Raw genomic sequence first — 26,251 nt, 5'->3', positions numbered from 1 at the left:
GTTCTGTCAGTTCTGTCACCGATTCCGGCTGCACTCGCCGACCTCCGACCCGTGAGGAACCCAGGTGACCACGTCTCCCACCGCTGACCCTCGCGCAACACTGCGTGCCGGACTCCCAGACCGCTACATGACCCCAGACGACATCGCGGAGCTCTTCGAGGTGCCCCTGGAGACGGTCTACCAGTGGCGCAAGAAGCGCACCGGCCCGCCCGGCTTCCGCATCGGCAAGCACCTGCGCTACGACCCCGCCGACGTCCAGCACTACGTCAGAGAGTGCAAGGCCGCCCCAGAGGCCGCCTGACAGCAAACACCACCCACCACACCCACCTGCGGGGCGGGGCCATTCGGCCCCGCCCCGCTCTCATGCACGCGAGAAGGGACCAGCCTCAATGGCAGGTCACGTCCAAGACCGCTGGTACAAGACTGAACCCGGCCCGGACGGCAAGCCCGTCAAGGTCAAGACAGATCGCTACGGCAAGGGCGCGCGGTACCGGGCCCGGTACATCGGCCCCGACGGCACCGAGAAGTCCAAGTCATTCCGCGACGGACAGAAGCGCCTCGCCGAGAAGTGGCTCACCAACACCGCGTCTGACATGTCGCGAGGCCAGTACATCGATCCACGCGCCGCCCGGATCACCTTCAAGGGCTACGCCGAGAAGTGGCTCAAGGCTCACAGCACGGATCTATCCAGCCAGATCGTGACCGAGCAGCGGCTGCGCCTACACGCCTTCCCGCTCGTCGGCTCGCGACCGCTGGACTTGTTCCGCCCCGAGCACATCCGCGGACTGGTGGGAGCCTTGGAGGCAAATCCCGCTGTCAGCAGTGGGTACGCGCGGAACATCTACGGCGACGTTCGCGCCGTCCTGAGCGCGGCCGTGGACGACGGTCTGTTGCCTCGGAACCCGTGCACCGCGAAGTCTGTCCGCCCGCCGGCGGTCGAGCGACGCCGCGTCGTGCCGTGGCTAACCACCCAGGTGCACGCCGTCCGCGCGGCACTTCCCGGGCGGTACCGGACCATGGTGGACATAGGTGCGGGGTGCGGCCTTGGGCGAGATCGTGGGACTCGCTGAAGACGCCCTCGACTTCGAGGGCGGCATCCTGCGAGTGATCCGGCAGGTGAAGCTCATTCGGGGAAAGGCCGTGTTCGCCCCGCCGAAGTGCGGCAAGGAGCGGGACGTACCGCTGCCGTCGTCGGTAGCTGAGGCCCTGCGCGCTCACATGGACGAGTACAAGCCGGTGGAGATCACGCTCCCGTGGCGGAAGCCGGACGGCCCGAAGGTGTCGGCCCGTCTCCTGTTCACGAACACCGCGAGCGGAGTCGTGTGGCGCAGCAACTTCAATATCCAGGAGTGGAAGCCCGCGCTCGCCGCCGCTGGCCTCATCCCGGACGCCGGGGAGGACGGCAAGTACGAGTCCGCGCGCGAGCACGGCATGCACGCGCTGAGGCACTTCTACGCCTCGGTGCTGCTGGACGCTGGAGAGAGCATCAAGGCAGTCAGTCAGTACCTTGGGCACACTGACCCGGCGCTGACACTGCGGGTATACGCGCATCTCATGCCGTCGAGCCAGGAGCGCACCCGAAAGGCCGTCGACAACACTCTGGGTATCTACCACACCAGCTAATATCCGCCTCCCGGGTTCATGCTCGAACAGGAGTCCAGCAAGAGGAATTCATCGGATTTATGAATTCCGCCCTCACAGCACCCCGTGATCCGATTTACTCAGTGCGGACACTGATTCTCGGACTCTCCCTCCGCCCTGCGGGTGATAGAGCCGTGCCCGCACCGACATCCATCTCGGGGTGGTCGGCGCAGGCTCGCTGCGTGGAGGGAGAACGGGGATGACCAATCCATGGCGCCGCCTTGCGGCACTCTGGTCAACGGTCGGCGAGTGGGCCAGGAGACGGCTCACACGCGCACGTGCCAGTCGGAACTACGGCCGTGCGAAGCGGATGGCCTGGGACGTGCTCGTAGCGGTGGTTGCAGCCACCATCACGGCGTTCCTGACCTGGCTCTTACACGGCCGGTAGTCCGCCGGGGCCCCTGAAGCTAGCAGGCAGCGGGGGCCCCGCTCACGTTCGAGGCCGATTGCAACACGACTCGGCCCCACCCCAACGCACTGTGAGGTGCGTTGGTGGTACTACCCTAGCGCCCCGCCCAAATTCCTGTGAGTGGTTCGCAAATCTCGTGTCTCATCAATGTTCCGAGATTTGAGTCGGCAGCACTTTTCCAAAGTGGTACCACCCCAAACTTTGCTGGGAGCAATGCACCGGCGGTACGCATTCGGCATCACTCGCCGATGCCTTCGACAGCCCGCAGAGCACTTGGTGCGAAACGTAGACGGCCCAGGGACGGCCCCGAAGGTCAGGCAAGGGAGCTTCCTCGCCCCATTTCCGCAGGTAGGAAGCCTGCCGCCGAGGGACCACAGCCAGTTCTCCGGGCTTAGGCATGGTTCACCCAGTGTCGCAGACGTACGAAGGGCCCCGCGCCGGGAGTGGCGCGGGGCCCGTGCGCGGGCGTGGTCAGCCGCCGCCCACGAAGATCACCAGCAGCAGCCACACCACCGGGGCGGTGGGCAGCAGCGAGTCGAGCCGGTCCATGATCCCGCCATGGCCGGGCAGCAGCTTGCCCATGTCCTTGATGCCGAGGTCGCGCTTGATCATGGACTCGCCGAGGTCGCCAAGGGTCGCGCTGACCGCGGCGGCGAGGCCGAGCAGCAGACCCTGCCACCAGACGCCGTCGTCGATGAGGTACTGCATGCACAGCGCGCCCGCGACCATCGCGAAGGTCACCGCGCCCAGCAGCCCCTCGCGGGTCTTGCCGGGGCTGATGCGCGGGGCCAGCGGATGCTTGCCGAAGCGCCAGCCCACCGCGTACGCACCCGTGTCGCTGACCACGGTCAGCAGCAGGAAGGTCAGGACCCGCCACGGGCCGTCGTCGGTGTCGAGCATCAGCGCCACGAAAGTGGCCAGAAACGGCACGTAGAAGGCGGCGAAGACGCCCGCCGTGACATCCCTGAGGTAGTTGTCGGGCGGCTCGGTCATCCGCCAGACCAGCACCGCGAGCGCCGTAAGGGCGACCGCCACCACCGCGCCCTGGGCACCGCGCACATAGCCGGCGACGACCATGGCGACCCCGCCGACGGCGAGCGGCACCAGGGGGACCCGGATGTCCTTGCGCTCGGTCAGCCGCGAGGTCAGCTCCCAGAGCCCGACCACCACCGCGACCGCCACCACGCCGACGAACACGGGCTTGTAGATGAAGAGCGAGGCCAAGATGATCACACCGAGGCCGATGCCCACCCCTATCGCGGCGCGCAGATTCCGGCCCGCGCTCTTCTTGCCCTGCCCGGCGCCGGTGCCGCCCGCGCCGTCGGCGGAGGCCGGGTCGGGCGCGGGGTCGCCGGGCGTCGGCCGACGCCCGGCGGGCTGCCGGGGGCCGGGCTGCGGCTCCCGCTCGTCGCGGAAGAGGGGGCCGCTCAGCCGAGCGGCCCCCTGGTCACGGTCGGCGGCCTCACCGGAGTCGCCGCCTGCGTGGGGCACAGTGGGCATGGGGCGAGTTTGCGCCGCCTCACCCACCTCGTGCGCGGGACCCGCCGAAGAAGTGGGCACCTCCCAGCCATAGCCGGGGGAGGTGCCCTGACCGCCCGGTCCCCGGAGTCCGGCGCTTGGTGGGGCCCCCCAGGAAGAGTCGTTCATCAGACCTCGAGCAGCTCGGCTTCCTTGTGCTTGAGCAGCTCATCCACCTGCGCGACATACTTCGCCGTGGTGTCGTCGAGCTCCTTCTCGGCGCGGCGCCCCTCGTCCTCGCCGACCTCGCCGTCCTTGATCAGCTTGTCGATGGACTCCTTGGCCTTGCGGCGGACGCTGCGGATCGAGATCTTCGCGTCCTCGCCCTTGCCCTTGGCGACCTTGATGAACTCCTTACGGCGCTGCTCGGTGAGCTCGGGGAACACCACACGGATGATGTTGCCGTCATTGCTCGGGTTGACGCCCAGATCGGAGTCCCGGATCGCCTGCTCGATGTTGCGGAGCGCGGTCTTGTCGAACGGCGTGACCACGGCCATCCGCGGCTCAGGCACCGAGAACGACGCCAGCTGATTGATCGGCGTCAGCGCACCGTAGTAGTCCGCCACGATCTTGTTGAACATCGCCGGGTGCGCACGCCCGGTGCGGATCGCGGCGAAGTCCTCCTTGGCGACCACAACGGCTTTCTCCATCTTCTCCTCGGCCTCGAGGAGGGTCTCTTCGATCACCACTTGCTCCTGGTGTTATCAGTAAGCAGAGCCTCGCCCCTGCGTGCGTCTTCTCCTGCACGGTGTCCGACCGGCAGGCCGTTGTCCATCCCCCGTTCGAGCCGTCAGGCCCGGGAGCCCTGGTCGCTCACCAGCGTGCCGATCTTCTCACCCTTCACCGCACGCGCGATGTTTCCTTCGGCCAGGAGCTCGAAGACGAGGATGGGCAGCTTGTTGTCCCGGCACAGGGTGATCGCGGTGGCGTCGGCGACCTTGAGGTCCCGGGTGATCACCTCGCCGTACTCCAGGGCGTCGAACTTCACCGCGTCGGGGTTGCGGGCGGGGTCGGAGTCATAGACCCCGTCCACGCCGTTCTTGCCCATGAGCAGGGCCTGCGCGTCGATCTCCAGCGCTCGCTGGGCCGCGGTGGTGTCCGTGGAGAAGTACGGCATACCCATACCCGCGCCGAAGATGACCACACGCCCCTTCTCCAGATGGCGCACCGCACGCAGCGGAATGTACGGCTCCGCGACCTGGCCCATGGTGATGGCGGTCTGGACGCGGGAGTCGATGCCCTCCTTTTCCAGGAAGTCCTGGAGGGCGAGACAGTTCATGACGGTTCCGAGCATGCCCATGTAGTCCGAGCGGGCCCGGTCCATACCGCGCTGCTGCAGCTCCGCACCGCGGAAGAAGTTACCGCCGCCGATGACGATGGCGATTTCGGCACCGTCCCTGACCACGGCGGCGACCTCGCGGGCGATGGCGTGCACGACATCGGGGTCGACACCGAGTCCCCCGCCTCCGGCGAACGCCTCGCCGGACAGCTTCAGCAGGAAGCGACCGTGTGGGGCCGCGCCGTGCGCCTTCTTGTCATCGGCGGCCTGTTTGGCGTTCGCGCCGTGATTCATTGGAGATCTCCTCGTGCACATACGAAGAAGGCCACTGCCGGACGGGTCCTGTTACGACCTCTGCGGCAATGGCCTCCTCGTCACATCTGCGGCCGACCGGTCGACGGTTGGCTGCCTACGACCCTATCGGGGTCGCCGGTCATTCGCTGCTCGGCTCAGACGCCGACGCGGAAACGGGCGAAGCGCTTGAGCGAGACACCGGCCTCGTCCAGGATCTTCTGGACGGACTTCTTGTTGTCCTTGGCGAACGGCTGGTCCACCAGCACGTTCTCCTTGAAGAAGCCGGTGACACGACCCTCGATGATCTTCGGCAGGGCACCCTCGGGCTTGCCCTCCTCGCGGGCGGTGGCCTCGGCGACCCGGCGCTCGTTCTCGACCGTCTCGGCCGGGATCTCGTCGCGGGTGAGGAACTTCGGGGCGAAGGCGGCGATGTGCTGCGCGACGTCCTTGGCGACCGTGGCGTCTTCCTTGTCCAGCTCGACCAGGACGCCGACCTGCGGCGGCAGGTCCGGGCTGGTGCGGTGCATGTACGCCGCGACGAAGCCGCCGGAGAACTGCGCGAAGCGGTCCAGGACGATCTTCTCGCCGAGGGTCGCGTTGGCCTCGTCGACGAACGCCTGAACGGTCTTGCCCGCCTCGATCTCGGAGGCCAGCAGGGCCTCCAGGTCGGCCGGGGAGGTCTTGGCGACGTGGGCGGCGATGGCGTCGGCGACGGCCACGAACTTGTCGCCCTTGGCCACGAAGTCGGTCTCGCACTTCAGCTCGACCAGCACGCCGGAGGACTTGTCGTCCGCGATGAGGGAGACGACGGCACCGTTCTCGGCGCTGCGGCCCTCACGCTTGGCCACGCCCTTCTGGCCCTTGACGCGCAGGATCTCGACGGCCTTGTCGACGATGCCCTCGGCCTCGTCCAGCGCCTTCTTGCAGTCCATCATGCCGGCGCCGGTCAGCTCACGGAGCTTCTTGACGTCAGCGGCGGTGAAGTTCGCCATGATCTGTGAATCTCTTCTCGAAAGTCGAAAGCTCTACGGGTGAACGGCGGGGGCGGCGCCACAGGCACCGTCCCCCGCCGTCATACACCGTCTGAGTGACGTCTGAGTGGTCAGCCCTGCTCGGTGCCCGCGGCGGGGGCCTCGGCAGGCTTGGCGTCCTCGGCGGGCTTGGCAGCGTCCTCGGCGGGCTTGTCCGCGGCGACCTCGGCGGGCTTGGCAGCGTCCTCGGCCGGCTTGGCCTCGGCGGCCTCGGCCGGCTTGGCCTCGGCCTCGTCGGCCTTCTTCTCGCCCTCGAGCAGGTCGCGCTCCCACTCGGCGAGCGGCTCGCCCGCGGCCTTGTCGGCCTTCTCGTCACCGGTGGCGACACCGGAACGGGCGATGAGGCCCTCGGCGACGGCGTCGGCGATCACCCGGGTGAGCAGGGTGACGGAGCGGATCGCGTCGTCGTTGCCCGGGATCTTGTAGTCGACCTCGTCCGGGTCGCAGTTGGTGTCGAGGATCGCGACGACCGGGATCCGGAGCTTGCGCGCCTCACCGACGGCGATGTGCTCCTTCTTGGTGTCCACGATCCAGACGGCGCTGGGCACCTTCTGCATCTCGCGGATACCGCCGAGGGTCTTCTCCAGCTTGGCCTTCTCGCGGGAGAGGACCAGGAGCTCCTTCTTGGTGAGGCCGGAGGCGGCCACATCCTCGAAGTCGATCTGCTCGAGCTCCTTCAGGCGCTGCAGACGCTTGTAGACGGTCGAGAAGTTGGTGAGCATGCCGCCCAGCCAGCGCTGGTTGACGTACGGCATGCCGACGCGGGTCGCCTGCTCGGCGATGGCCTCCTGCGCCTGCTTCTTGGTGCCGACGAACATGATGGAGCCGCCGTGGGCGACGGTCTCCTTGACGAACTCGTAGGCGCGGTCGATGTACGACAGCGACTGGAGCAGGTCGATGATGTAGATGCCGTTGCGCTCGGTGAAGATGAAGCGCTTCATCTTCGGGTTCCAGCGGCGGGTCTGGTGCCCGAAGTGGACGCCGCTCTCCAGCAGCTCCCGCATCGTGACGACGGCCATGGCCGTACTCCTTGAGGTACTCGGTTCCACGGCGACCGGGTGGCCGCCGCTCCTGACGTCCCGGCGCGCCCGCCACGGACGGGGCCCTTTCAGGGGTCGTCCGAGGACCGAGGGGCGCGGCCACCGAGCTGACCGATGCGCGATCGGAGCACCGGTGGCGGGGCGTGCGAAGTCGATCCGGTGACCCGGATCGCCATAAGAAGTGTACGGGACCGGTACGGTGCCGGGTGACGGCGTTATCCACAACCCGTGAGTAGTCCCCCGATTCCGTCCATGATCCACCCGTTTCGGGCCGCCCGGCCATCGTGGGGGCATGCGAAGGCTTGTGGTGCGGTGGGCTCTTGCCCTGGTGATTCTTGCGCTGTCGGTGCCGACGGCCTTTCTACTGGTGTCACCTCCCGCGGCGGCACGGGCCGCGGCGGCGGATCCGCGCACGGCGCCTACTCCGCGTGCGGCGCCGGATCCGGAGCCGGGGACGAGGCCCGGCGGGGGACGGTCGAGGCCGGGCGGGGAGCGGTCATGGCCGGTCGACGGTGCGCCGGGCGCGGTGCGGCCTGCCGTGCTGAGAGGCTGGCGGCCGCCTCCGGCGCCCTGGGCGGCGGGGCACCGCGGGGTCGACCTCGCGGCGCGCCCGGGCGAGCGGGTCCGGGCGGCGGCCCCGGGGCGGGTGAGCTTCGTGGGTCCGGTCGCGGGCCGTGGTGTGCTGGTGATCGAGGTGTCCGGGACCGGCTCCCCTCCCCTGCGCACCACTTACGAACCGGTGCGCGCCACGGTGACGAACGGAGAGCGGGTGGCCGCCGGGCAGGTGGTCGGCGTGGTGGCGCCGGGCCCCTTCCACTGCCGCCCGGGCTGTCTGCACTGGGGGCTGCGGCGCGCGGACCGCTATCTCGATCCGCTGTCACTGCTGCCGCCGTCGATGCTGCGGGGCGGGCCGTCCCGGCTGCTCCCGGTGTTCGGGGTGCGCGACGCGCCCACGCTCTCCGCGCTCGCTTCCCCCGCCGGGGACACCCGGCTGCCGACGGCCGCGGCGCTGGTGGCGGCGTCCCTCTGGGCCCGGATCCGGCTGGGTCGCCCGGGTCGGCCCGGATCGTCCGGTCGTCGGGGCCGCGACCCGCGCGCCCGCCGGGACAGTGGAAGGGCCGGGCGGTCAGCCCCGGACGCCGCGCAGGGCCATGGCGACGGCCGCCTCGGTGATCCGCTCGGGGTCCTCGGCCGCGCCGAGCTCGATGCGTCGGACCGCGGCGTCCACGACGCCCTGGAGCAGCACGGCCGAGAGCCGGGGTTGCTCATGCCCGAGGGTCGCGAGGGCCTCGACCACCATGGCGATCAGCCCGCCGTGGGCCGCCCGGATCTTCTCCCGCGCGCCCGCGTCCAGCTCACCGGCGGAGATCGCCACCACCGCGCGGTGCCGGCGGTCGCCGACGAGCGCGAGCTGCCGGCGGACATACGCCTCGATCTTCGCCTCGGGCCCGTCGGCCCGCTCCATGGCGGCCTCGACCTCGGCGGCCCAGACCGGGAAGTCCACGGCGCACAGCTCCTCGACCACGGCGGCGCGGGAGCGGAAGTACTCATAGACGGAGGACCGTGCGAGTCCCGTGCGCTCGGCGAGGGCGGGGAAGGTCAGCGCCTCCGTGCCGCCCTCGGACAGCAGGGTGCGGGCGGCCTCCAGCAGGGCCGCGCGCTGCATCGTCCGGTGCTCGGCCACTGAGGCCGCTCGAATCCTGGGCACCCGACCACTCTACGGAAGAGGCCACCCGGAGGGCGATGCCGGAGGGACGATTCAGCGCCCGACGTCGGCGAGTTTCGCCCGCAGCTGGAGCACCGATTTGGTGTGGATCTGGCTGACCCGGCTCTCGGTGACGCCGAGCACCTGGCCGATCTCGGCGAGCGTGAGCCCTTCGTAGTAGTAGAGCGTGACCACGGTCTTCTCCCGCTCCGGGAGGGTGTTGATGGCCCGGGCGAGCAGCCGCCGCAGCTCCCGGTCCTCGGCCACCTCGACGGGGTTGTCCGCCGCGGTGTCCTCGAGGGTGTCCATGAGGCTGAGCCGGTCGCCGCCCTCGCCGCCGACGTGCAGCAACTCCTCCAGGGCAACCACATTGGCGAGCGACAACTGGCTGAAGACGCCGTGCAGTTCCTCGAGGCTGATGCTCATCTCGGTGGCCACCTCGGCCTCCGAGGGGGTGCGCCGCAGCTGGGCCTCCAGCGTGGCGTACGCCCGCTCCACGGCCCGGGCCTTCTGGCGGACCGACCGCGGAATCCAGTCCAGGGCCCGCAGCTCGTCGATCATCGCGCCACGGATCCGGGTGATCGCGTAGGTCTCGAACTTGATGGCGCGCTCGGGGTCGAACTTCTCGATGGCGTCGATGAGTCCGAAGACCCCGGACGAGACGAAGTCCGCCTGCTCGACATTGGAGGGCAGCCCGACGCTGACCCGGCCGGCCACATATTTCACCAGCGGTGAGTAGTGCAGGATCAGCTGCTCCCGCAGTCGGCCGTCGCCCGTGGTCTTGTACGACCGCCACAGCTCGTCGAGCGATGAGGGCGCGGCAGGGTGCACCGCGCCGCGAGCCGCGGGCGGCGCCGCGCTGTCAGACCCGGAGATGTGCTGGGGCATTCGTCGCCTTGAGCCGTTCTGCCATGACATGGGTGAGGACGTACGCTTCCGCCGGAAACCTTGTGAGCGTAGCGTGACTAAGGCGTCGCGGTATGCGAAGGGCGTCGGCTCGGCGGTGTGCGGATACGGTCATCGCCTCAACCCTTTCACCCGATTGCCCCGATTCGGGGGATCGCCTCGCCGTGCGCCGTCGCTCCGGCGCACGGGCGAGACCAACTCCCATCGATCGCCATGACGTTCGACAAAGCCCAGGGCGAGCAGTTCATGGAGCCGGCCCAGGGCCTCGTCGCAGCCGGTCCCGGATTCCCGGGCCACATCCCGCAGGTGGTTGCCGCCCCGTGCCGACAACGCTTCCAGCACCCGTGCCGTCACGGGATCGAGCAGGTCCCGCTCGACCAGCGGCCCCCGCCGCTCCGGGGCGAGGTCTCCGATGCCGCCGATGAGCTCGGCCACTTCGGCGGCGTCGGTGACCAGGACGGCCTCGCCGCGCAGCAGTTCATGCACCCCGGCCGAGAGCCCGCTGGTCACCGGTCCGGGCACCCCCATGGTGGACCGCCCGAGCTGTTGTGCCCGGCGCGCGGTGACCAGCGATCCGCTGCGGTACTGGGCCTCGACCACGACCGTGCCGCGGGTGAGGGCGGCGATGACCCGGTTGCGGAGCACGAATCTGGGGCGCGTCGGATGCGCTCCGGGCGGCAACTCGGCCAGCACCAGGCCCTGTTCCGCCATGCGCTCGATCAACTCGGCGTGCGCTCGCGGATAGGGGACGTCCACACCGGAGGCGAGCACCGCGATGGTGGCCCCGCCCGCGGCGAGCGCCCCTCGGTGAGCCGCGCCGTCCACGCCGTGGGCCGCCCCGGAGACCACCACCCAGCCCCGCTCGGCGAGCCCGGCGCCGAGGGACGCCGCGACATGCGCGCCGTAGTCGCTGCAGGCCCGTGCGCCCACCACGGCGACCGAGCGCAGCGCCCACATCCGCAAGTCGGCCCGGCCACGCACCCATAACCCGACCGGGCGAGCGTCACCGAGATCGTCGAGCTGACCGGGCCAGTCCAGATCCCCGGGGCAGATGAACCGTCCGCCACACCGGGCGATCAGCGCGAGGTCGGTGACCGGGTCCACCCCGGCCGCCCGGAGGGCGCATCCCGCCAGCCGCTCCCCGGTGGCCCCGGGCGGGGGCTTGCCCTTCCCGGTGAGCGCCCGCCACAGCGCCACCGGCCCCATACGGCGCAGCCAGCGCCCCACGGCCTCCTCCCCGGGCTCCACGAGCCGGGTGAGCGCCGCCCGCGCCAGCCGCTCCTCGTCCGGGACGCCCCGCCGCTCGGTCAGCCCCCGTCCTTCGTCCGGCACGCCGCGCCCTTCGAGGAGCCCCTGCCCCTCGTCCGGGGTGCCTCTCTCGTCCGGGACGCCCCGCCCCTCCGGGAGCGCCTGCCCCTCGTCCCAGCCGCCCTGCCCCTGCCCGGGCTCGGAGAACAGGGCGGGGACGGCGCCGCGGCCGCCCGCCGAAGGAGTCGGCATCAGCACTCCCCCACCGGTACCGGCACCCCGCGGCTGATCCCGGTGCGCAACTGCAGCGCATGGGCAATGTCCGGCGCCATGGGCCGGTCGTGCCCGGCCAGGTCGGCGACGGTCCAGGCGACCCTCAGCACCCGGTCGAGCCCCCGGGCGGTGAGCAGCCCGCGCTCCATATCGCGCTCGGCCTCGCGCAGCGCACCGTGGGACGGCTGCCAGCGGGTGCGCAGCTCATGGCCCGGCACCTCGCTGTTCAACCGCCAGGGGGTGCCGTGGAGGCGGGCGGCGGACCGCTCCCGGGCCTCTCGGACCCGGGCCGCGACCGACGCGCTGCTCTCCGCCCCGGCACGCGCCCCGGTGAGCTCGGTCCGGCTCACCGCCTCCACGCGGACCCGCAGGTCCACCCGGTCCAGCAGCGGTCCGGACAGCCGGGCCTGATAGCGGCGGACCGTGGCGGGCGAGCACTCGCAGACGTCGCCCATCAGGCCGTGGCGCCCGCAGGGGCAGGGATTGGCCGCGAGAATCAGCAGGAAGCGCGCCGGCATCCGCATCATCCCGGCGGACCGGGCCACCACCACATGCCCCGACTCCAAGGGCTGCCGCAGGGCGTCCAGCGCCTTCCCGCTGAACTCGGGAGCCTCGTCCAGGAAGAGCACTCCGCGATGGGCGAGCGAGACCGCGCCGGGTCGGGGCAGGCCGTTGCCCCCGCCGACGAGCGCGGCCATGGTCGCCGAGTGGTGCGGGGCGCAGTACGGCGGAGTCTCGACAAGCGGCTGACCCGGCGGGAGGACTCCGGCGACCGAGTGGACCGCGGTGACCTCCAGGGCCTCCTGCTGGGTGAGCGGCGGCAGCAGCCCGGGCAGCCGCTCGGCCAGCATGGTCTTCCCGGCACCTGGAGGCCCGTTCAGGAAGAGGTGGTGCCCGCCCGCGGCCGCGACCTCCAGGGCGGTGCGCGCGGCCCGCTGCCCGGCGACCTCGGCCAGATCGGGCCGCCCCGCCCCGGCCCCGGGCACCACGGCGACACCGGTGCCCATACCGGCGCCGGGCACGGTGAGCCCCGCGAGCATCGGATCGGGGCGGCCCAGCTCCTGGGGCTCCTCCTCCTCGGGCACCGGCTCGTCCGTCAGCACCGCGATCAGCTGGCGCAGGCTCCGCACGCCCAGCACCGAGACGCCCGGCACCAGGGCCGCCTCCGCCGCCGTCTGCTCGGGGACCACGACCTGGCGGTAGCCCGCCTCGGAGGCGGCGAGCACGGCGGGCAGCACCCCGCGGACCGGCCGCACCCGGCCGTCAAGACCCAGCTCCCCGATCATCATCAGATCGGCGATCTCACGCGGGTCCACGCGCTCGGCCGCGCCGAGCACCGCACAGGCCACGGCCAGGTCGAAGCCGCTGCCGCCCTTGGGGACGGATGCCGGGCTGAGCCCGACCGTGAGCTTTCTCTGCGGCCATTCGCCGCCGGAATTGACCACGGCCGCGCGGACCCGGTCCCGGCTCTCCACCAGACTCTTGTCGGGCAGCCCGACGAGGGTGAAGGCGGCCACTCCCGGCTCCAGATCGGCCTGGACCTCCACCACCACGCCCTCGACCCCGACCAGCGCCACCGAGCAGGTGCGGGCGAACCCCATCAGGCCGCCCCTCGCACATGCTCGACCACGGGCGCGCCCCGGCGGGGCAGCACCACCCCCACCACATCGATCCGCACCCCGCCCGGCGGCGGCCCGCCGTGCCGCTCAAGCCAGCGCTCCGCCAGCCGGCGCAGCCGCTCGGCCTTGTCCGGTCCGACGGCCGCCATCGGATGCTCGTAACCACCCTCGCGGCGTGTCTTGACCTCGCACACCACCAGCGCTCCGGCGTCGAGAGCGACGATGTCGATCTCGCCGTCCCGGCACCGCCAATTGCGCTCCAGGACGGTCATCCCGGCTTCCGCCAATGTGCGGACCGCCACATCCTCGCCGTAGCGGCCCAACGCTCCTCGGGCGTTCATTCGGCACCACCTCCGGCACCGACTGTGACGCCCCCGCGCCCGGCTCAGGGATCTTGGAGCATTCCTGTGGACAGCCGTCCGGCTGTGGAAAACCCAGCCACCCGGAAGGCTGAGTCAGCCGCCCGGAAGCTGGAGTCGGCCGCCCGGACGGTGGAGTCAGCCGCTCGGAAGATCGAGGTCGCTCTTGTTCAGCTCCTCGATATTCACGTCCTTGAACGTGAGAACCCGTACCTGCTTCACGAAGCGGGCCGGGCGATACATGTCCCAGACCCAGGCGTCGGCCATCGACACCTCGAAGAAGACCTCACCCTGGACCGAGTGCACCTGCATCTCGTAGTCGTTGGTGAGATAGAAGCGGCGCTCGGTCTCGATCACATATTTGAACAGACCGACGACATCGCGGTACTCCCGGTAGAGCTTCAGCTCCATCTCGGTCTCGTACTTCTCGAGGTCCTCGGCGCTCATGGCATGTTCCCCTTCAGCCGTGCGTCCCCCCATTGTGCGTCAGACGCGCTCAGTCTCCAGGATCACCGGTGCACTCGGGGGTCCCTCGACGAGCAGCGTACGCAACAGCTCCGCCAGCCGTGTCGGGTACACCGGCTCGGTGGCCGTGGCCAGCTCATCCGCCGTCCACCAGCGCAGACCGGCCACGCTCCGCCGCTCCAGCTCCGTCAGCCCGCCACCGGCACGCGCCGGGGTCTGTTGGGTACGACACAGGTAGTACCACTCGTCCTGGTCCCAGCGCCGCCCGGCGAACGGGAAGGAGCAGATCCGCCGCCACAGCAGCGGGCCGAGCCGCACATCGGTGATCCCGGTCTCCTCCGCGAGCTCCCGGAGCGCGGCCTCCTCCCGGCTCTCCTCGCCCTCCAGGCCGCCTCCCGGGGTGAACCACCAGGTGGACGAGGGATCGTCCGGTTCGAAGCCGTGCAGCAGCAGGATCCGGTCCTGCGGGTCCAGCAGCACCACCCGGGCGACCTTCCGCAGCCGCCGCTCGTCCGTGCCGGTCCGCTCGGCTCCGCCGGGCCCCTCAGCCACTCGCGGCAACCTTCCCCTTCGCAGCCTGGTCCCGCCGTGCGCCGCCGCCCGCCCTGCGCCGGGCGATCGGCCCATGGGCCGCGCCCGCCAGGATCAGCACCGCGCCCGCGATAACCGCGATCAGGATCGGCCCCAGCGGCCCCGGCTGCGAGATCCCGCCCGGCAGCGCCTTGAAGGCGTCGGGCCGCCCCACGGTCCCCCAGGACCCCAGCGGCCAGGCGGTGGCGTCCACCCGGGCGTCCACCGCGCCGCGCTCCACGGCGCCGCCCGCCTCGTCGGTGAGGTGCACCCGCGAGTCCAGGGAGTCGCTGCGATGGTCGCCCATCAGGAACAGCCGGTTCTTGGGCACGGTGGTGGAGAAGACCGAGGAGGACGCCTGCTCCCCCGAGCGCAGATACGGTTCCTCGAGGACCTTGCCGTTCACCCGCAGCCGGCCCTGCTTGTCACAGCACTCGACCCGGTCGCCGCCGACCCCGATGACCCGCTTCACCATGGGCAGGTCGCCCCACACCTGGTCGCGGAAGACCACCACATCGCCGCGGCGCACGTCGCCGCCGTCGACCCGCTCCGCCAGCACCCGGGCGCCCTTGCCGATCGTCGGCGCCATGGAGTCGGTGGGGACCGTGTACGGCTTGTAGAGCACCGCGCCCCAGACGAAGCCGCCGAGGAACAGCACACAGCCGACGGCCACCGCCAGCCCGGACAGCACGCTGCCGGGCGTGCGCCGCGGCTTGCCGCCCCCCACCCCTTGGGCTCCGCTCATTCCAGTGCTCCCGCCGTACGCAACAGACGTAGAAGATCAGGTTCCGTGTGCCCCGGGGCACACGGAACCGCACCCTACCCGGCGGTACGGGCCCCGTCAGCAGTCGGCGGTCAACCGCTCCGGCCGGCTCTCGGCCTCCGTACGGACCTTGGCGATCAGCCGGCGGCGGCGCCACAGCACGATCGGCAGCGCACCCGCGACCCCCAGGGCCGAGGGGGCCATCGCGGCGGCCGCGCCCAGACCCGGCTGGTCGAAGGTGCTCGGCACCGGCAGGGTGGTCCAGCGGTTGATCGGCCAGGCGATGACGATCGCGCGCCCGACGACATCGTCCACCGAGACCGTGCCGTTGTTCAGGTTCTGGTGGTAGCGGGAGTCCAGCGAGTCCTGCCGGTGGTCGCCCATCACCCAGATCCGGCCCTCGGGCACCTTGATCGGGCCGAACGGCTTCTCGTCACAGGGGGTGTTCCCGGGGAAGATGTACGGCTCGTCCAGCGGCTTGCCGTTGACCATGACCTTGCCGCCGCGCTTGCAGGAGACGGTGTCCCCGCCGACCGCGATGACCCGCTTGATCAGGTCCTTCTCCTCCGCCGACGGCATCAGCCCAATGAAGCTGAGCGCCTTCTGGATGCCCTCGGCGACCGGGCCGGAGCTCTTGGTCTGCGACTCGCCGAGCCAGCCGCCCGGGTCGTGGAAGACGACCACCTCGCCGCGCTCCGGCTCGGAGCCGAACCACGGGGTGAGCTTGTCCACCAGCACCCGGTCGCCCCGCTGCAGGGTGTCCTGCATCGAGTCGGACGGGATCGAGAACGCCTGCACCAGGAAGGTCTTGATCAGCAGCGCCAGGGCCAGCGCGATGATGACCAGGATCGGCAGCTCCTTCCAGAAGGAGCGCACCTTCTTGGGCTTGCCGAGCTTCCCGGGCCCGCCGGGCTTCCCGGGGCCCGGCTTCGACGCCCCGTCCCCGGGCCCGGACGGATCAGCCGAGCCGGGACCGTCCTGGGGATCGGAGGGTTCCGGCCCGCCATCGGCTCCGTGTGGGTCCGACGCCCTGGGCTCGGCAGCCGACCCGTTCGTGGGTACACCGGCTTCGGGCGCCTCGGCCGCCCCGTCCGTGGGGTGCTCCGCCCCCGTACCGGGCTGCCTCTCGGGCTCTTCGTGACCGGATCGTGCGCCGACCGCCAAATCCCCCACATCCACTCCTCACGCCTGACTGCCGCCTGCCCCACGAACGGCGCAGGATCACCACTCCCATAACGAGCGGGAGTTCCGCAGGGGTCGGGAGCTGGACCATTCCTTGCTGATCTATGGGGGACAGCCTATGCGGCGAGCCCTCGGCCTGTGTCGCCCCACTCGGCGCGTCCTTCACCGAGGCGTAGGTGCCCGGCTCCTCGAGCCGCCGCATGTGCCCGAATGGCCACGCGATCACCACGGCGCGGCCGACCACCATGTTGTCCGGCACCGTGCCCTGGTACGGCTCGTCCAGGTGGACCCGGGAGTCCGCCGAGTTGGACCGGTGATCACCCATCACGAACATCCGCCCCTGAGGGACCGTCACCTTGAACTGCTTCTGCGACGGCGGGTTCCCCGGGTGCAGATACGGTTCGTTCAGCGGCGTCCCGTTGACGGTGACCTTACCGTTCGTATCGCAGCACTCCACCGTGTCGCCGCCCACCCCGACCACCCGCTTGATCAGGTCCTGCTCGTCGGAGGACGGCAGCAGCCCGATGAAGGTCAGGAACTCCTTGCCCTGCTTGATGACCGGCGGGTCGTCCTTGGGCGGCTTCCGCTCGTCGTCCAGCCACCCCCCGGGGTCCTTGAACACCACCACATCGCCGCGCTCCGGCTTCGAGCCGAACCACGGGGTGAACTTGTCCACCAGCACCCGGTCGCCGATCCGGATGGTCTGCTCCATCGAGCCGGACGGAATGACGAACGCCTGCACCAGGAAGGTCTTCAGGACGAGCGCGATCACCAGCGCCACGCCCACCAGGATCGGTATCTCCTTGACGGCCGAACGGCGCCGCCTGCGCTTGATACGCCGTTGGATCTTGCGCCGCTCCGCGCGCCCGCCCACCCGGCGCTCGCCCGGCGGACGGGGAGTGCCCATGTCGACGCCGGCGGGCGGAGCGGCCTGGCGCGCCCTGGCACGAGGACGCCCGCGCTTACCCATGGGCACCACCGGGGGCAGCGGACGGTATGCGGCCGGGCGCCGCGGGCACGCTCGTGAAGGCGTCCGTCCGGGGTACGCCGGACCAGCGGCCGAACGGCCAGCCGATCCATTCGGCGCGGCCGATCACCTTGTCGACGGGGACCGTGCCCCCGCCCGGGGCGCCCAGATAGTCGCGCGAGTCCCGGGAGGCGTCGCGGTGGTCGCCCATCACCCACAGCCGTCCTTCGGGCACGACGATGTCGAAGCGCACCCGCGAGGGGCTGTCCCCGGGGTGCAGGTAGTGCTCGTCCACCGGCTGACCGTTCACCTCGATCCTCCCCCGCTCGTCGCAGCAGGTGACCCGGTCACCACCGATGCCCACCACGCGCTTGACGTAGTCGGACTCGGCCGGTTCGGCCAGTCCGACCGCCGCGGCTGCCTTGCGCAGCAGACCCGTCACCGGATTCCCGGGCGGCTCCTCCTCGCCGAAGGAACCGGCTCCGTCGAACACGACAACGTCGCCGCGGCGCGGATCGTCCCCGAAACGGTAGGCGAGCTTGTTCACAAGCACCCTGTCCCCGGGGCGGAGGGTGCCCTCCATGGAACCGCTGGGGATCAGGAACGGCTGCAGCACAAAGCCGCTCACCAGCAGCACGAGCGCGGCACACGCGGTCGCGAGCAGCGCCGCCCGCCGCCACCGCCCGCCGCCGGTCAGCCAGCCCCAGGCCGGCCTGTGCGGCAGCCTCCACGCGGCCCGGGGCTCCCCGGACCGCGTGGAGGCATGCGAAGAGCGCGACCGCCCCTCGTGCTCCTTCTCGGAGCCCGGGGAGCGGTCGCGCTCCGCGAGCTGTCCTTCGGTGTTCATCGGGCCAGAGCCTATCCGGCCCGGCCGGATGATCCGGCGGTAGCTCAGTAGTCGCGCAAAATCGCCGCGATCCAGCCGCGAACTCAGCTCTCGCGCTTCTCCTTGATCTTGGCGGCCTTGCCGCGGAGGTCGCGCAGGTAGTACAGCTTCGCCCGGCGCACATCACCGCGGGTGACGACCTCGATCTTCTCGACGATCGGGGTGTGCACCGGGAAGGTGCGCTCCACGCCGACGCTGAAGCTCACCTTGCGGACGGTGAAGGTCTCGCGGACACCGGAGCCCTGGCGGCGGATGACGACGCCCTTGAACTGCTGGACACGGGAGCGGTTGCCCTCGATGACGCGGACGTGGACGTTGACCGTGTCGCCGGGGCGGAAGGTCGGGATGTCGCTGCGCAGCGACGCGGAGTCGACGGTGTCGAGCAGGTGAGACATGATCGTCTGCTTTCCTCGCTGATGCCACAGGTCATCAGCGGAATATCGGATGATGATTCGGAGTGCCGCCCTCATCAGGTGGGCGTCGGTCCCCCTGTGGCAGGGGCGCACACCCGGACGTACGGCAGCGGCCTATTCTTCCACGGTCCGGTCCGGCCGCCCAAATCGGGCCCCACCGGTCGCCCCGCCGGTCCCGGGCAGCTCCTCCCAGCCCAGCTCGGCCAGGAGCGCGCGGTCGTGCTTGTCGAGCGTCGCCGGGTCGCAGCGCTCGATCAGATCGGGGCGGTTCTCGCTGGTGCGGCGGAACGCCTCGTCCCGCCGCCAGCGGGCGACCCTGCCGTGGTGGCCGCTGATCAGCACCTCCGGGATGGAGCGGCCGCGCCACTCGGGGGGCTTGGTGTAGACGGGCCCCTCGAGGAGGTCGGCCATCGTGCCAGGGGCGAAGGAGTCGTCACGGTGCGACTCCGCGTTCCCCAGCACGCCCGGCAGCAGCCGGGCCACCGCCTCGGTGATCACCAGCACCGCCGCCTCGCCGCCGGCCAGGACGTAATCGCCGATCGAGACCTCGTGGACCTCCAGCCGCTCGCCGTACTCCTCGATCACCCGGCGGTCGATGCCCTCGTAGCGGGCGGGCGCGAAGACCAGCCAGGGGCGCTCGGCGAGCTCGACGGCGAGGGCCTGGGTGAACGGACGGCCGCTCGGGGTCGGCACGATCAGCGTGGGCTTGACCAGCCCCTCGGCCTCGCCCGACGCCATGATCGAGTCAAGTGCCTCGCCCCAGGGCTCGGGCTTCATCACCATGCCGGGGCCGCCGCCGTACGGGGTGTCGTCGACCGTGTTGTGCCGGTCGTGCGTCCAGGCGCGCAGATCGTGGACGCGCACGTCGAGTTGGCCGCGGGCGCGGGCCTTGCCGACCAGCGAGACGTTCAGCGGCTCCAGGTACTCGGGGAAGATCGTGACGACGTCGAGCCTCATGACGACTCATCCTCACGGCCGCCCGCGGTGTCGCCCTTACGGTCGTCGCCCGCGGTCTCACCGCTGTCCGCAGCCGCGCTCTTACGGTCACCCGCGGTGTCGCCCTTACGGTTGCCCGCGGTCTCGTCCTTACGGCTGCCCGCGATCTCCGCCTCAGCCTCGTCGAGCAGGCCCGGCGGCGGGTCGATCACGGCGCGCTGCGCCTCCAGATCGATCTCCGGCACGACCTCGGAGACGAACGGGATCAGCACCTCACCCCCGTCGGGGCGCTTCACGACCAGCAGGTCCTGATATGGCAGATGGGAGATCTCGGAGATCCGCCCGACCTCCGTGCCGTCCACGGTGACCACATCGAGGTCGATCAGCTGATGGTCGTAGAACTCCTCGGGATCCTCGGGGAGTTCCTCCGGGTCGACCTCCGCGATCAGCAGGGTGTTGCGCAGCGCCTCCGCGGCGTTGCGGTCGCGTACGCCCTCGAAGCGCAGCAGCAGCCTGCCGCTGTGCACCCGGCCGGACTCGATGGTCAGCGGCCCGGCCGAGGCGGGCTCGGTGGCCAGCACGGCGCCCGGGCCGAGCCGCAGCTCCGGCTCGTCCGTCCGCACCTCGACGGTGACCTCGCCCTTGATGCCATGGGCACGGCCGATCCGCGCGACAACCAACTGCACGATGCGATGTCCCTTCACACACACGGGCCGGGGACGGCCCAAAGCCCTCCCCGGCCCGTGCCGGTGCTCTTCTTGATCGCCTCAGCGGACCTGATCGACGTCGACGAGGTCGACGCGGATCCCACGGCCGCCGATGGCGCCCACGACGGTGCGCAGGGCGCGTGCGGTGCGGCCGTTGCGGCCGATCACCTTGCCGAGGTCATCGGGGTGCACCCGGACCTCCAGCACCCGCCCGCGCCGCAGGTTGCGCGAGGCCACCTGCACGTCGTCGGGGTTGTCGACGATGCCCTTCACCAGGTGCTCGAGGGCCTCCTCGAGCATCCTCAGGCCTCGGTCGACGCGGTGGACTCAGCGGACTCGGCCGCCTCGTCCGACTTCTTGTCGGCCTTCTTCGCCTTCGGGGTGATCGCCTCACCCTTCGGCTCGTCACCGGTGTCCTTGGCGGCCGCCTCGAACAGCGCGCGCTTGTCGGCCTTCGGCTCGGCGACCTTCATCGGAGCCGGGGCGGGCAGACCCTTGAACTTCTGCCAGTCGCCGGTGACCTTCAGGATGGCCAGCACCGGCTCGGTCGGCTGCGCGCCGACCTTCAGCCAGTGCTGCACACGCTCCGAGTCCACCTCGATGCGCGACGGGTTCTGCACCGGGTGGTACAGACCGATCTCCTCGATCGCCCGGCCGTCACGGCGGGTACGGGAGTCGGCGACGACGATGCGGTAGTGAGGCGACCGGATCTTGCCCAGACGCTTCAGCTTGATCTTGACTGCCACGGGAGTGGTGTCTCCTGGTCTTGACGTGGTTGAGCACTGCGACGTGCCGCGTGGGGTTGCGGTACCCGAGTGCCCGATGGACGCGTCAGCCGGAGGAGAGAGGGGTCCTGGTCGGCTGTCGAGTACAGCAGACCATTCTGCCACACCGTGACAGGTCAGCCGACCGCGGCCACCGGCTCCGGAATGCGGAACGGCTTCCCGCATCCACCGCACATGATCGGCGCCTGGGCCAGCACCGACGGGACGACGCGGACATTGCGCCCGCAGTCGCACACCGCCTTCACCCGGACCCCGCCACCGGACGAGCCGTGGCGCGCGGCGGGCCCGCGGAAGGTGCGGGAGGTCTCGGCGGTGGTCGCGACGCTGTGCGCCTTGAGCGCGCGCTGGAGGCGGTCGATCGTCGTCCGGTACCGCTTTCTCGCCTCGGGGCTGAGGGTGACCAGCGAGAAGCCGCTGCTGGGATGCGGCTCCTCGGGGTGGTCCAGCCCCAGCTCCTCGGCGATCGCCAGGAACCGGCGGTTGTGGTAGCGGCCGGCGCGTGAGGTGTCACGGACACCGCGGGCAGCGGCGATCCCATGCACTGCCTCATGCAGCAGCCGTTCGAAGGAGAGCTCGGCGCCACATGCGGACGACGATTCTCCGATCAGCGATTCGGGCGCGGCGAGATCCGGCAGCTCGGGGTGGTGCCGTTGAATGTCGGCCCACGCCTGCGCCAGCTCTGCGGCGAGAACAGGTGGTGTCGTGCTCACGTCGTGCTAACGAGCGGGACCGGTCCGGTGTTCCGATTCCGGGGCATCCCAAATAATTTGCACGTACCAGTCAGTTCACGGTGATGTACGACGAGGAGGGGCGGGTGCGTAAATGTATGGATGAGCCACGCACCACGCACCAAGCCGGTACGTACCGGTTCAGTAGGCCCTCGCGACATCAGCTCTCGCGACGTCAGTAGGCTCTCGCGACGAACGCGACGTTACCGGGAGCGTCGTCGGCGTCCGGCACCGCCCCGTCCTCGGTGACCAGACACCGCACGGACACGGACCGCTCGGCGAGCGCCGCCTCGCCCTCCGGCCCCAGGTCCGCCCATCGGATGCGGGCCCAGCCGCCCGCCGCCGCGGCCTCGGCGGCCTCCTCCATGGTCGTCACGTCCGTGGTGCGCGCCTTACGGCGCTCACGGGCCTGCCGCAGCAGCAGCGCCTGGTCCTCCTCCAGGACCTTGGGCAGCAGCTCCGGCAGCAGCTCGGCGCGCACCGGCTCCTTGCCGCCGGGGATCCGCCTGGCCACCATCGCGGTGCCGCCCTCCAGGTCGCGCGGGCCGACCTCGACCCGAACCGGCACGCCCTTCAGCTCCCAGTCGACCGCGCGCCGGCCGAAGGGGGTGTCCGTACGGTCGTCGACATGGACCCGCACGCCCGCCGCCGTGAGCAGCTCGCCGATCTCGCGGACCTTGGCGAGCACCGCGTCATCGCCCTTGATCGCCAGCACCACGACCTGGATCGGGGCCAGCCGCGGCGGGACCCGCAGCCCGTTGTCGTCGCCGTGCATCATCACCAGTGCGCCGACCATCCGGGTCGTGCTGCCCCAGGAGGTCTGCCAGACCAGCTCCTGCTCGCCGTCCTTGGACAGATAGCTGGTGTGGAAGGCACGGGCGAAGTTCTGGCCGAGCTCATGGCTGGTGCCCAGCTGGAGCGCCTTCCCGTCGCCCATCATCCCTTCGAGGGTGAGGGTGTTGAGCGCGCCGGCGAACCGCTCCCGGGCGGTCTTGCGGCCCAGGACCACGTCCATCGCCAGGACGTCCTCCATGAACCGGGCGTAGACCTCGCGGTGGATCCGGGCGGCGAAGTCCCGGGCGTCCTCGTACGACGCGTGCGCGGTGTGGCCCTCCTGCCACAGGAACTCGGTCGTCCGCAGGAACAGCCGCGGCCGCAGCTCCCAACGCACCACATTGGCCCACTGGTTGATCAGCAGCGGCAGATCGCGGTAGCTCTGCACCCACTTGGAGAAGTACTCGTTGACGATCGTCTCGGAGGTGGGCCGGACGACGACCGGCTCCTCGAGCTCCTTACCACCGCCGTGGGTGACGACCGCGAGCTCCGGCGCGAACCCCTCGACGTGATCGGCCTCCTTGGCCAGATACGACTGCGGGATGAAGAGCGGGAAGTACGCGTTCTGGACGCCGACCGCCTTGATGCGGGCGTCCATGTCCTGCTGCATCCGCTCCCACAGCCCGTACCCGTACGGTCGGATCACCATGGTGCCGCGCACCGGGCCGTTGTCGGCCAGCTCGGCCTTGTTGATCACGTCCTGGTACCAGCGGGGGAAGTCCTCCGCCTGGGGGGTGAGCACGGGAGCCTTAGCCATGGCGCCGATCGTACGGCCCGGGGGTACCGAACCGTGAATCGGACCAAAACGAGCCGATCAGTGCCGGCCACCGCCCACACCATGCCCGCGGCCGTGCGGTGGCCCGGCGGAGGTCAGGGGGCGGTTCGGGGAGCGAGGCGTACGCACAGGTATGCGGGGGCGCACAAAGGGGGCACGCAAGCACGGCCGTGAAACCTCTGGACGCGGGGACGGATGCGGAGTTCCCTGGCATTTGGGGGTGGGACGTCACAACGCACCACGGGGGAAGCGCACAACGGGGGATGTGACACCGAATCTGACGACGGCACAGCTCTTCGCTGATTGGGGCCCTTTCGATGACATCTACGCTCGTACGGCGGCACCGCCCGCGCCCCTCCTCGTCGTGGCCGACGGACGCGCATGCTCGCACCCGCGACTGGGCGGAGATCCAGGAGCGGATGCTGGTCCCGCTGTACGAGGCCGTGTACGAACGGCTGGACGTCGGCGCCGGAACGCGTCTGCTGGGCCTGGGCTGCGGCTCCGGGCTCGCCCTCCTCATCGCGGCCGCGCGCGGCGCCGCGGTCTGCGGGGTGGACACGGACGAGCGGCGCCTGGACCTCGCAAGGGAGCGGCTGACCGCAGCGGGCACGCCGGGCGACCGGGCGCGGGCCGCCCGGCTGGGCCTCGGCGGCCCGGAGAGCCCCTGCGTACGGGAAGCCGCGGCGGACGCGGCCTTCACGGTGGTGACCGCCTTCGAGCCGCTGTCGGCCCTGGGCGCGGGGAGCCCCGGTGCGACGGTGTCCGCCGCGGCGTCCACGCTCGCGGCCGCCGCGGCCGGCACCGAGCGCGGCGGGGCCGTGGTGCTCGCCGGATGGGGCCCGCCGGAGCGCTGCGCCACCTCCGGGGTGCTGCGGGTGGGCGCCCGGCTCGCCGACCCCATGTGCTCCCCCGCGCGCTGGCGGCCCTGCGGCCGCGACGACCTGGAGGAGGTGGCCGCGCGGGCGGGCCTGCGGCCCGACGGCTCGGGCCGGGTGGCCTGCCCGTTCGGGTACGCCGACATGGACAGCGCGGTGCGCGGGCTGCTGTCGACGGGGCTGTTCGACGCGGCGGAGCGGGCCACGGATCCGGTCCAGGTCCGTAAGGAGATCACCGAGGCGCTGCATCCGCATCAGCGGGCGGACGGCAGGGTGTGGATGCCGAACGTCTTCCGCTATCTGATCTGCCGGGTCTGAACGAGGCCATGACGTAAGGCCCCTGGAATCCGCCGTGTGCGCAGGGGCCTTACGGTTCTTTCGTACGGGGGCGGCTCGGGAGCCGGGGCGGCTCAGCCCATGAACTTCTTGAACTCGTCGGGGAGTTCGAAGTCCTGACCGCCCTGGTCGCCGTTGGGCAGCCCGAACGCGCCGCCCTGCTCGCGGCGCGCCGCGGCGGCCTGCTCCTCGGCCTTGCGCTTCATGGGGTTGCCCGAGCGCTGCTTCCCCTTGGCCTTCTTCTGCTGCTTGCCCTTGCGCTTGTTGCCGCCGCCCATGCCTGGCATGCCCGGCATCCCGGGCATCCCCGGCATGCCGCCCTGCGCCATCTTCGACATCATCTTGCGCGCGTCGAAGAACCGCTCCACCAGGTTCTTGACCGCGCTCACCTCGACGCCGGAGCCGCGGGCGATACGGGCGCGGCGCGAGCCGTTGATGATCGTGGGGTCCTGGCGCTCGCCAGGGGTCATCGACTTGATGATGGCCGCGGTACGGTCCACGTCCCGCTCGTCCAGGTTGTTGATCTGGTCCTTCATCTGGCCCATGCCCGGCAGCATGCCGAGCAGCTTGGAGATGGAGCCCATCTTGCGGACCTGCTCCATCTGCGCCAGGAAGTCGTCGAGCGTGAACTCCTTGGGCCCCTTCGCCAGCTTGGCCGCCATCTTTTCGGCCTCTTGCTGGCTGAAGGTCTGCTCGGCCTTCTCGATCAGGCTGAGCATGTCGCCCATGCCGAGGATGCGGGACGCCATGCGGTCCGGGTGGAACGCGTCGAAGTCGTCCAGCTTCTCGCCGTTGGAGGCGAACATGATCTGGCGGCCGGTCACATGCGCGATGGACAGCGCGGCACCGCCGCGCGCGTCGCCGTCCAGCTTGGAGAGCACCACACCGTCGAAGCCGACGCCGTCGCGGAACGCCTCCGCGGTGTTCACCGCGTCCTGGCCGATCATCGCGTCGACGACGAAGAGGACCTCGTCCGGGCGGACCGCGTCGCGGATGTCGGCGGCCTGCCGCATCAGCTCCTCGTCGATGCCGAGGCGGCCCGCGGTGTCGACGATCACGACGTCGTGCTGCTTGGTGCGGGCGAACTCGATCGAGTCCTGCGCCACCTTCACCGGGTCGCCGACGCCGTTGCCCGGCTCGGGGGCGAAGACGGCGACACCGGCCCGCTCCGCGACCACCGAGAGCTGGTTGACGGCGTTGGGGCGCTGGAGGTCACAGGCGACGAGCAGCGGGGTGTGGCCCTGGGCCTTCAGCCAGCGGCCCAGCTTTCCGGCGAGCGTGGTCTTACCGGCGCCCTGCAGACCCGCGAGCATGATCACGGTCGGCGGCTGCTTGGCGAAGCGGAGGCGCCGGGCGTCGCCGCCGAGGATGCCGATGAGCTCCTCGTTGACGATCTTGATGACCTGCTGGGCGGGGTTGAGCGCCTGGGAGACCTCCGCGCCGAGGCTGCGCTCCTTGACCTGCTTGATGAACGCCCGGACGACGGGCAGCGCCACATCGGCTTCGAGCAGGGCGATCCGGATCTCGCGTGCCGTGGCGTCGATGTCCGCCTCGCTGAGGCGTCCCTTGCCCCGGAGGTTCTTGAAAGTCGCTGCGAGGCGATCGGAGAGGGTATCGAACACGGTGGTCGCGAATCCTTCGGTCGGATGTCGGGTCGGTGGTCGGCCTCCAAGGGTATCCGCCCATCGCGCGAACGGTCTGCCCCCG

General features: G+C 70.7%; 26 protein-coding genes and 2 pseudogenes. 4 read left to right on the top strand and 24 right to left on the bottom strand.

Annotated features, from left to right (window positions below):
* Nucleotides 1-127 precede the first annotated feature (127 nt).
* Both GWI24_RS14300 and GWI24_RS14295 read left to right on the top strand, forming a co-directional pair.
* Complete coding sequence (locus GWI24_RS14300; protein WP_247616335.1) at nt 128-301, top strand: helix-turn-helix domain-containing protein; 174 nt, start codon at nt 128-130, stop codon at nt 299-301.
* Between the two features lie 88 nt (nt 302-389).
* A pseudogene (locus tag GWI24_RS14295) lies at nt 390-1,623 on the top strand (tyrosine-type recombinase/integrase).
* Nucleotides 1,624-2,521: 898 nt separating this feature from the next.
* On the opposite strand, the gene GWI24_RS14290 reads toward GWI24_RS14295, so the two are convergent.
* The 5 genes from GWI24_RS14290 to rpsB form a co-directional block, all read right to left on the bottom strand.
* Complete coding sequence (locus GWI24_RS14290; RefSeq protein WP_210946323.1) at nt 2,522-3,697, bottom strand: phosphatidate cytidylyltransferase; 1,176 nt, start codon at nt 3,695-3,697, stop codon at nt 2,522-2,524.
* Nucleotides 3,697-4,254 (bottom strand): ribosome recycling factor, encoded by a 558-nt coding sequence (frr, locus tag GWI24_RS14285; RefSeq protein WP_044569540.1) that lies wholly within the window; start codon nt 4,252-4,254, stop codon nt 3,697-3,699. The genes GWI24_RS14290 and frr overlap by 1 nt, the downstream gene beginning before the upstream one ends.
* Before the next feature lie 104 nt (nt 4,255-4,358).
* Entirely contained in the window at nt 4,359-5,141 is a 783-nt protein-coding gene (gene pyrH, locus GWI24_RS14280) for a UMP kinase (RefSeq protein WP_210946322.1), read from the bottom strand.
* A 155-nt stretch (nt 5,142-5,296) separates the two neighbouring features.
* Entirely contained in the window at nt 5,297-6,133 is an 837-nt protein-coding gene (tsf, locus tag GWI24_RS14275) for a translation elongation factor Ts (protein ID WP_210946321.1), read from the bottom strand.
* A gap of 110 nt (nt 6,134-6,243) precedes the next feature.
* Nucleotides 6,244-7,191 carry a 30S ribosomal protein S2 gene (gene rpsB, locus GWI24_RS14270; protein ID WP_210946320.1) on the bottom strand — a complete coding sequence of 316 codons (948 nt, stop codon included), beginning with the start codon at nt 7,189-7,191 and terminating at the stop codon, nt 6,244-6,246.
* A 313-nt stretch (nt 7,192-7,504) separates the two neighbouring features.
* Here rpsB and GWI24_RS14265 point away from each other — a divergent pair.
* Nucleotides 7,505-8,026, top strand: a pseudogene (locus GWI24_RS14265) (peptidoglycan DD-metalloendopeptidase family protein); the annotation flags it as partial.
* Nucleotides 8,027-8,338: 312 nt separating this feature from the next.
* Here GWI24_RS14265 and GWI24_RS14260 read toward each other — a convergent pair.
* The 18 genes from GWI24_RS14260 to proS all read right to left on the bottom strand — a co-directional run bounded on the left by GWI24_RS14260 (nt 8,339) and on the right by proS (nt 23,315).
* Nucleotides 8,339-8,878, bottom strand: coding sequence for a TetR/AcrR family transcriptional regulator (locus GWI24_RS14260; protein WP_044581329.1), 540 nt, complete (start codon nt 8,876-8,878; stop codon nt 8,339-8,341).
* Nucleotides 8,879-8,971: 93 nt separating this feature from the next.
* The gene (gene whiG, locus GWI24_RS14255) at nt 8,972-9,805 is read right to left on the bottom strand and encodes an RNA polymerase sigma factor WhiG (RefSeq protein WP_020868137.1); all 834 of its coding nucleotides are present in this window, start codon (nt 9,803-9,805) and stop codon (nt 8,972-8,974) included.
* Between the two features lie 129 nt (nt 9,806-9,934).
* On the bottom strand, nt 9,935-11,323 hold the full coding sequence (gene dprA, locus GWI24_RS14250) for a DNA-processing protein DprA (protein ID WP_247616334.1): 1,389 nt from the start codon (nt 11,321-11,323) through the stop codon (nt 9,935-9,937).
* The gene (locus GWI24_RS14245) at nt 11,323-12,945 is read right to left on the bottom strand and encodes a YifB family Mg chelatase-like AAA ATPase (RefSeq protein WP_210946319.1); all 1,623 of its coding nucleotides are present in this window, start codon (nt 12,943-12,945) and stop codon (nt 11,323-11,325) included. Before GWI24_RS14245 ends, dprA begins: the two co-directional genes overlap by 1 nt.
* Nucleotides 12,945-13,304 (bottom strand): YraN family protein, encoded by a 360-nt coding sequence (locus GWI24_RS14240; RefSeq protein WP_210946318.1) that lies wholly within the window; start codon nt 13,302-13,304, stop codon nt 12,945-12,947. The genes GWI24_RS14245 and GWI24_RS14240 overlap by 1 nt, the downstream gene beginning before the upstream one ends.
* A 156-nt stretch (nt 13,305-13,460) precedes the next feature.
* Complete coding sequence (locus GWI24_RS14235; protein ID WP_004944840.1) at nt 13,461-13,769, bottom strand: DUF2469 domain-containing protein; 309 nt, start codon at nt 13,767-13,769, stop codon at nt 13,461-13,463.
* Between the two features lie 39 nt (nt 13,770-13,808).
* Nucleotides 13,809-14,339 carry an NUDIX hydrolase gene (locus GWI24_RS14230; RefSeq protein ID WP_198278300.1) on the bottom strand — a complete coding sequence of 177 codons (531 nt, stop codon included), beginning with the start codon at nt 14,337-14,339 and terminating at the stop codon, nt 13,809-13,811.
* Entirely contained in the window at nt 14,332-15,102 is a 771-nt protein-coding gene (gene lepB, locus GWI24_RS14225) for a signal peptidase I (RefSeq protein WP_210946317.1), read from the bottom strand. The genes GWI24_RS14230 and lepB (GWI24_RS14225) overlap by 8 nt, the downstream gene beginning before the upstream one ends.
* Nucleotides 15,103-15,198: 96 nt before the next feature.
* Entirely contained in the window at nt 15,199-15,996 is a 798-nt protein-coding gene (gene lepB / locus GWI24_RS14220) for a signal peptidase I (RefSeq protein WP_210946316.1), read from the bottom strand.
* A gap of 82 nt (nt 15,997-16,078) precedes the next feature.
* Nucleotides 16,079-17,272, bottom strand: coding sequence for a signal peptidase I (gene lepB / locus GWI24_RS14215; RefSeq protein WP_210946315.1), 1,194 nt, complete (start codon nt 17,270-17,272; stop codon nt 16,079-16,081).
* Nucleotides 17,265-18,116, bottom strand: coding sequence for a signal peptidase I (gene lepB / locus GWI24_RS14210; protein WP_210946314.1), 852 nt, complete (start codon nt 18,114-18,116; stop codon nt 17,265-17,267). The genes lepB (GWI24_RS14215) and lepB (GWI24_RS14210) overlap by 8 nt, the downstream gene beginning before the upstream one ends.
* An 83-nt stretch (nt 18,117-18,199) precedes the next feature.
* Entirely contained in the window at nt 18,200-18,550 is a 351-nt protein-coding gene (rplS, locus tag GWI24_RS14205) for a 50S ribosomal protein L19 (protein WP_020868146.1), read from the bottom strand.
* 132 nt (nt 18,551-18,682) lie between these two features.
* Nucleotides 18,683-19,525 (bottom strand): tRNA (guanosine(37)-N1)-methyltransferase TrmD, encoded by an 843-nt coding sequence (gene trmD, locus GWI24_RS14200; protein WP_210946313.1) that lies wholly within the window; start codon nt 19,523-19,525, stop codon nt 18,683-18,685.
* Nucleotides 19,522-20,190, bottom strand: coding sequence for a ribosome maturation factor RimM (gene rimM / locus GWI24_RS14195; RefSeq protein ID WP_210946312.1), 669 nt, complete (start codon nt 20,188-20,190; stop codon nt 19,522-19,524). Before rimM ends, trmD begins: the two co-directional genes overlap by 4 nt.
* Before the next feature lie 81 nt (nt 20,191-20,271).
* Nucleotides 20,272-20,511, bottom strand: a complete 240-nt coding sequence (locus tag GWI24_RS14190; protein ID WP_005311361.1) for an RNA-binding protein — start codon at nt 20,509-20,511, stop codon at nt 20,272-20,274.
* A 2-nt stretch (nt 20,512-20,513) separates the two neighbouring features.
* Nucleotides 20,514-20,957: a 30S ribosomal protein S16 gene (gene rpsP, locus GWI24_RS14185; RefSeq protein WP_210946311.1), complete on the bottom strand. Its 444-nt coding sequence runs from the start codon at nt 20,955-20,957 to the stop codon at nt 20,514-20,516.
* Nucleotides 20,958-21,112: 155 nt separating this feature from the next.
* Nucleotides 21,113-21,706 (bottom strand): hypothetical protein, encoded by a 594-nt coding sequence (locus GWI24_RS14180; protein ID WP_210946310.1) that lies wholly within the window; start codon nt 21,704-21,706, stop codon nt 21,113-21,115.
* A gap of 193 nt (nt 21,707-21,899) precedes the next feature.
* Complete coding sequence (proS, locus tag GWI24_RS14175; protein WP_210946309.1) at nt 21,900-23,315, bottom strand: proline--tRNA ligase; 1,416 nt, start codon at nt 23,313-23,315, stop codon at nt 21,900-21,902.
* A 335-nt stretch (nt 23,316-23,650) separates the two neighbouring features.
* On the opposite strand from proS, the gene GWI24_RS14170 reads away from it, so the two are divergent.
* On the top strand, nt 23,651-24,526 hold the full coding sequence (locus GWI24_RS14170) for a methyltransferase domain-containing protein (protein ID WP_210946308.1): 876 nt from the start codon (nt 23,651-23,653) through the stop codon (nt 24,524-24,526).
* Nucleotides 24,527-24,618: 92 nt separating this feature from the next.
* Here the strand turns inward: GWI24_RS14170 and ffh are convergent, their stop codons facing one another.
* Entirely contained in the window at nt 24,619-26,166 is a 1,548-nt protein-coding gene (gene ffh, locus GWI24_RS14165; RefSeq protein ID WP_210946307.1) for a signal recognition particle protein, read from the bottom strand.
* Nucleotides 26,167-26,251: the final 85 nt, after the last annotated feature.

The organism is Streptomyces sp. MK37H (assembly GCF_018035285.1).
Classification (GTDB): Bacteria; Actinomycetota; Actinomycetes; order Streptomycetales; family Streptomycetaceae; genus Streptomyces; species Streptomyces endocoffeicus.
Note: the sequence above shows the minus strand (reverse complement) of the source record. Positions and strands in the feature narration are given on the sequence as shown.

Coding starts and splice junctions, on each gene's coding strand:
- GWI24_RS14300 (WP_247616335.1), top strand. CDS start 128: ATGACCCCAGACGACATCGCGGAGCTCTTCGAGGTGCCCCTGGAGACG.
- GWI24_RS14290 (WP_210946323.1), bottom strand. CDS start 3,697: ATGAACGACTCTTCCTGGGGGGCCCCACCAAGCGCCGGACTCCGGGGA.
- pyrH (WP_210946322.1), bottom strand. CDS start 5,141: ATGAATCACGGCGCGAACGCCAAACAGGCCGCCGATGACAAGAAGGCG.
- tsf (WP_210946321.1), bottom strand. CDS start 6,133: ATGGCGAACTTCACCGCCGCTGACGTCAAGAAGCTCCGTGAGCTGACC.
- rpsB (WP_210946320.1), bottom strand. CDS start 7,191: ATGGCCGTCGTCACGATGCGGGAGCTGCTGGAGAGCGGCGTCCACTTC.
- GWI24_RS14260 (WP_044581329.1), bottom strand. CDS start 8,878: ATGCAGCGCGCGGCCCTGCTGGAGGCCGCCCGCACCCTGCTGTCCGAG.
- whiG (WP_020868137.1), bottom strand. CDS start 9,805: ATGCCCCAGCACATCTCCGGGTCTGACAGCGCGGCGCCGCCCGCGGCT.
- dprA (WP_247616334.1), bottom strand. CDS start 11,323: ATGCCGACTCCTTCGGCGGGCGGCCGCGGCGCCGTCCCCGCCCTGTTC.
- GWI24_RS14245 (WP_210946319.1), bottom strand. CDS start 12,945: ATGGGGTTCGCCCGCACCTGCTCGGTGGCGCTGGTCGGGGTCGAGGGC.
- GWI24_RS14240 (WP_210946318.1), bottom strand. CDS start 13,304: ATGAACGCCCGAGGAGCGTTGGGCCGCTACGGCGAGGATGTGGCGGTC.
- GWI24_RS14235 (WP_004944840.1), bottom strand. CDS start 13,769: ATGAGCGCCGAGGACCTCGAGAAGTACGAGACCGAGATGGAGCTGAAG.
- lepB (WP_210946317.1), bottom strand. CDS start 15,102: ATGAGCGGAGCCCAAGGGGTGGGGGGCGGCAAGCCGCGGCGCACGCCC.
- lepB (WP_210946315.1), bottom strand. CDS start 17,272: ATGGGTAAGCGCGGGCGTCCTCGTGCCAGGGCGCGCCAGGCCGCTCCG.
- lepB (WP_210946314.1), bottom strand. CDS start 18,116: ATGAACACCGAAGGACAGCTCGCGGAGCGCGACCGCTCCCCGGGCTCC.
- rplS (WP_020868146.1), bottom strand. CDS start 18,550: ATGTCTCACCTGCTCGACACCGTCGACTCCGCGTCGCTGCGCAGCGAC.
- trmD (WP_210946313.1), bottom strand. CDS start 19,525: ATGAGGCTCGACGTCGTCACGATCTTCCCCGAGTACCTGGAGCCGCTG.
- GWI24_RS14190 (WP_005311361.1), bottom strand. CDS start 20,511: ATGCTCGAGGAGGCCCTCGAGCACCTGGTGAAGGGCATCGTCGACAAC.
- proS (WP_210946309.1), bottom strand. CDS start 23,315: ATGGCTAAGGCTCCCGTGCTCACCCCCCAGGCGGAGGACTTCCCCCGC.
- GWI24_RS14170 (WP_210946308.1), top strand. CDS start 23,651: ATGACATCTACGCTCGTACGGCGGCACCGCCCGCGCCCCTCCTCGTCG.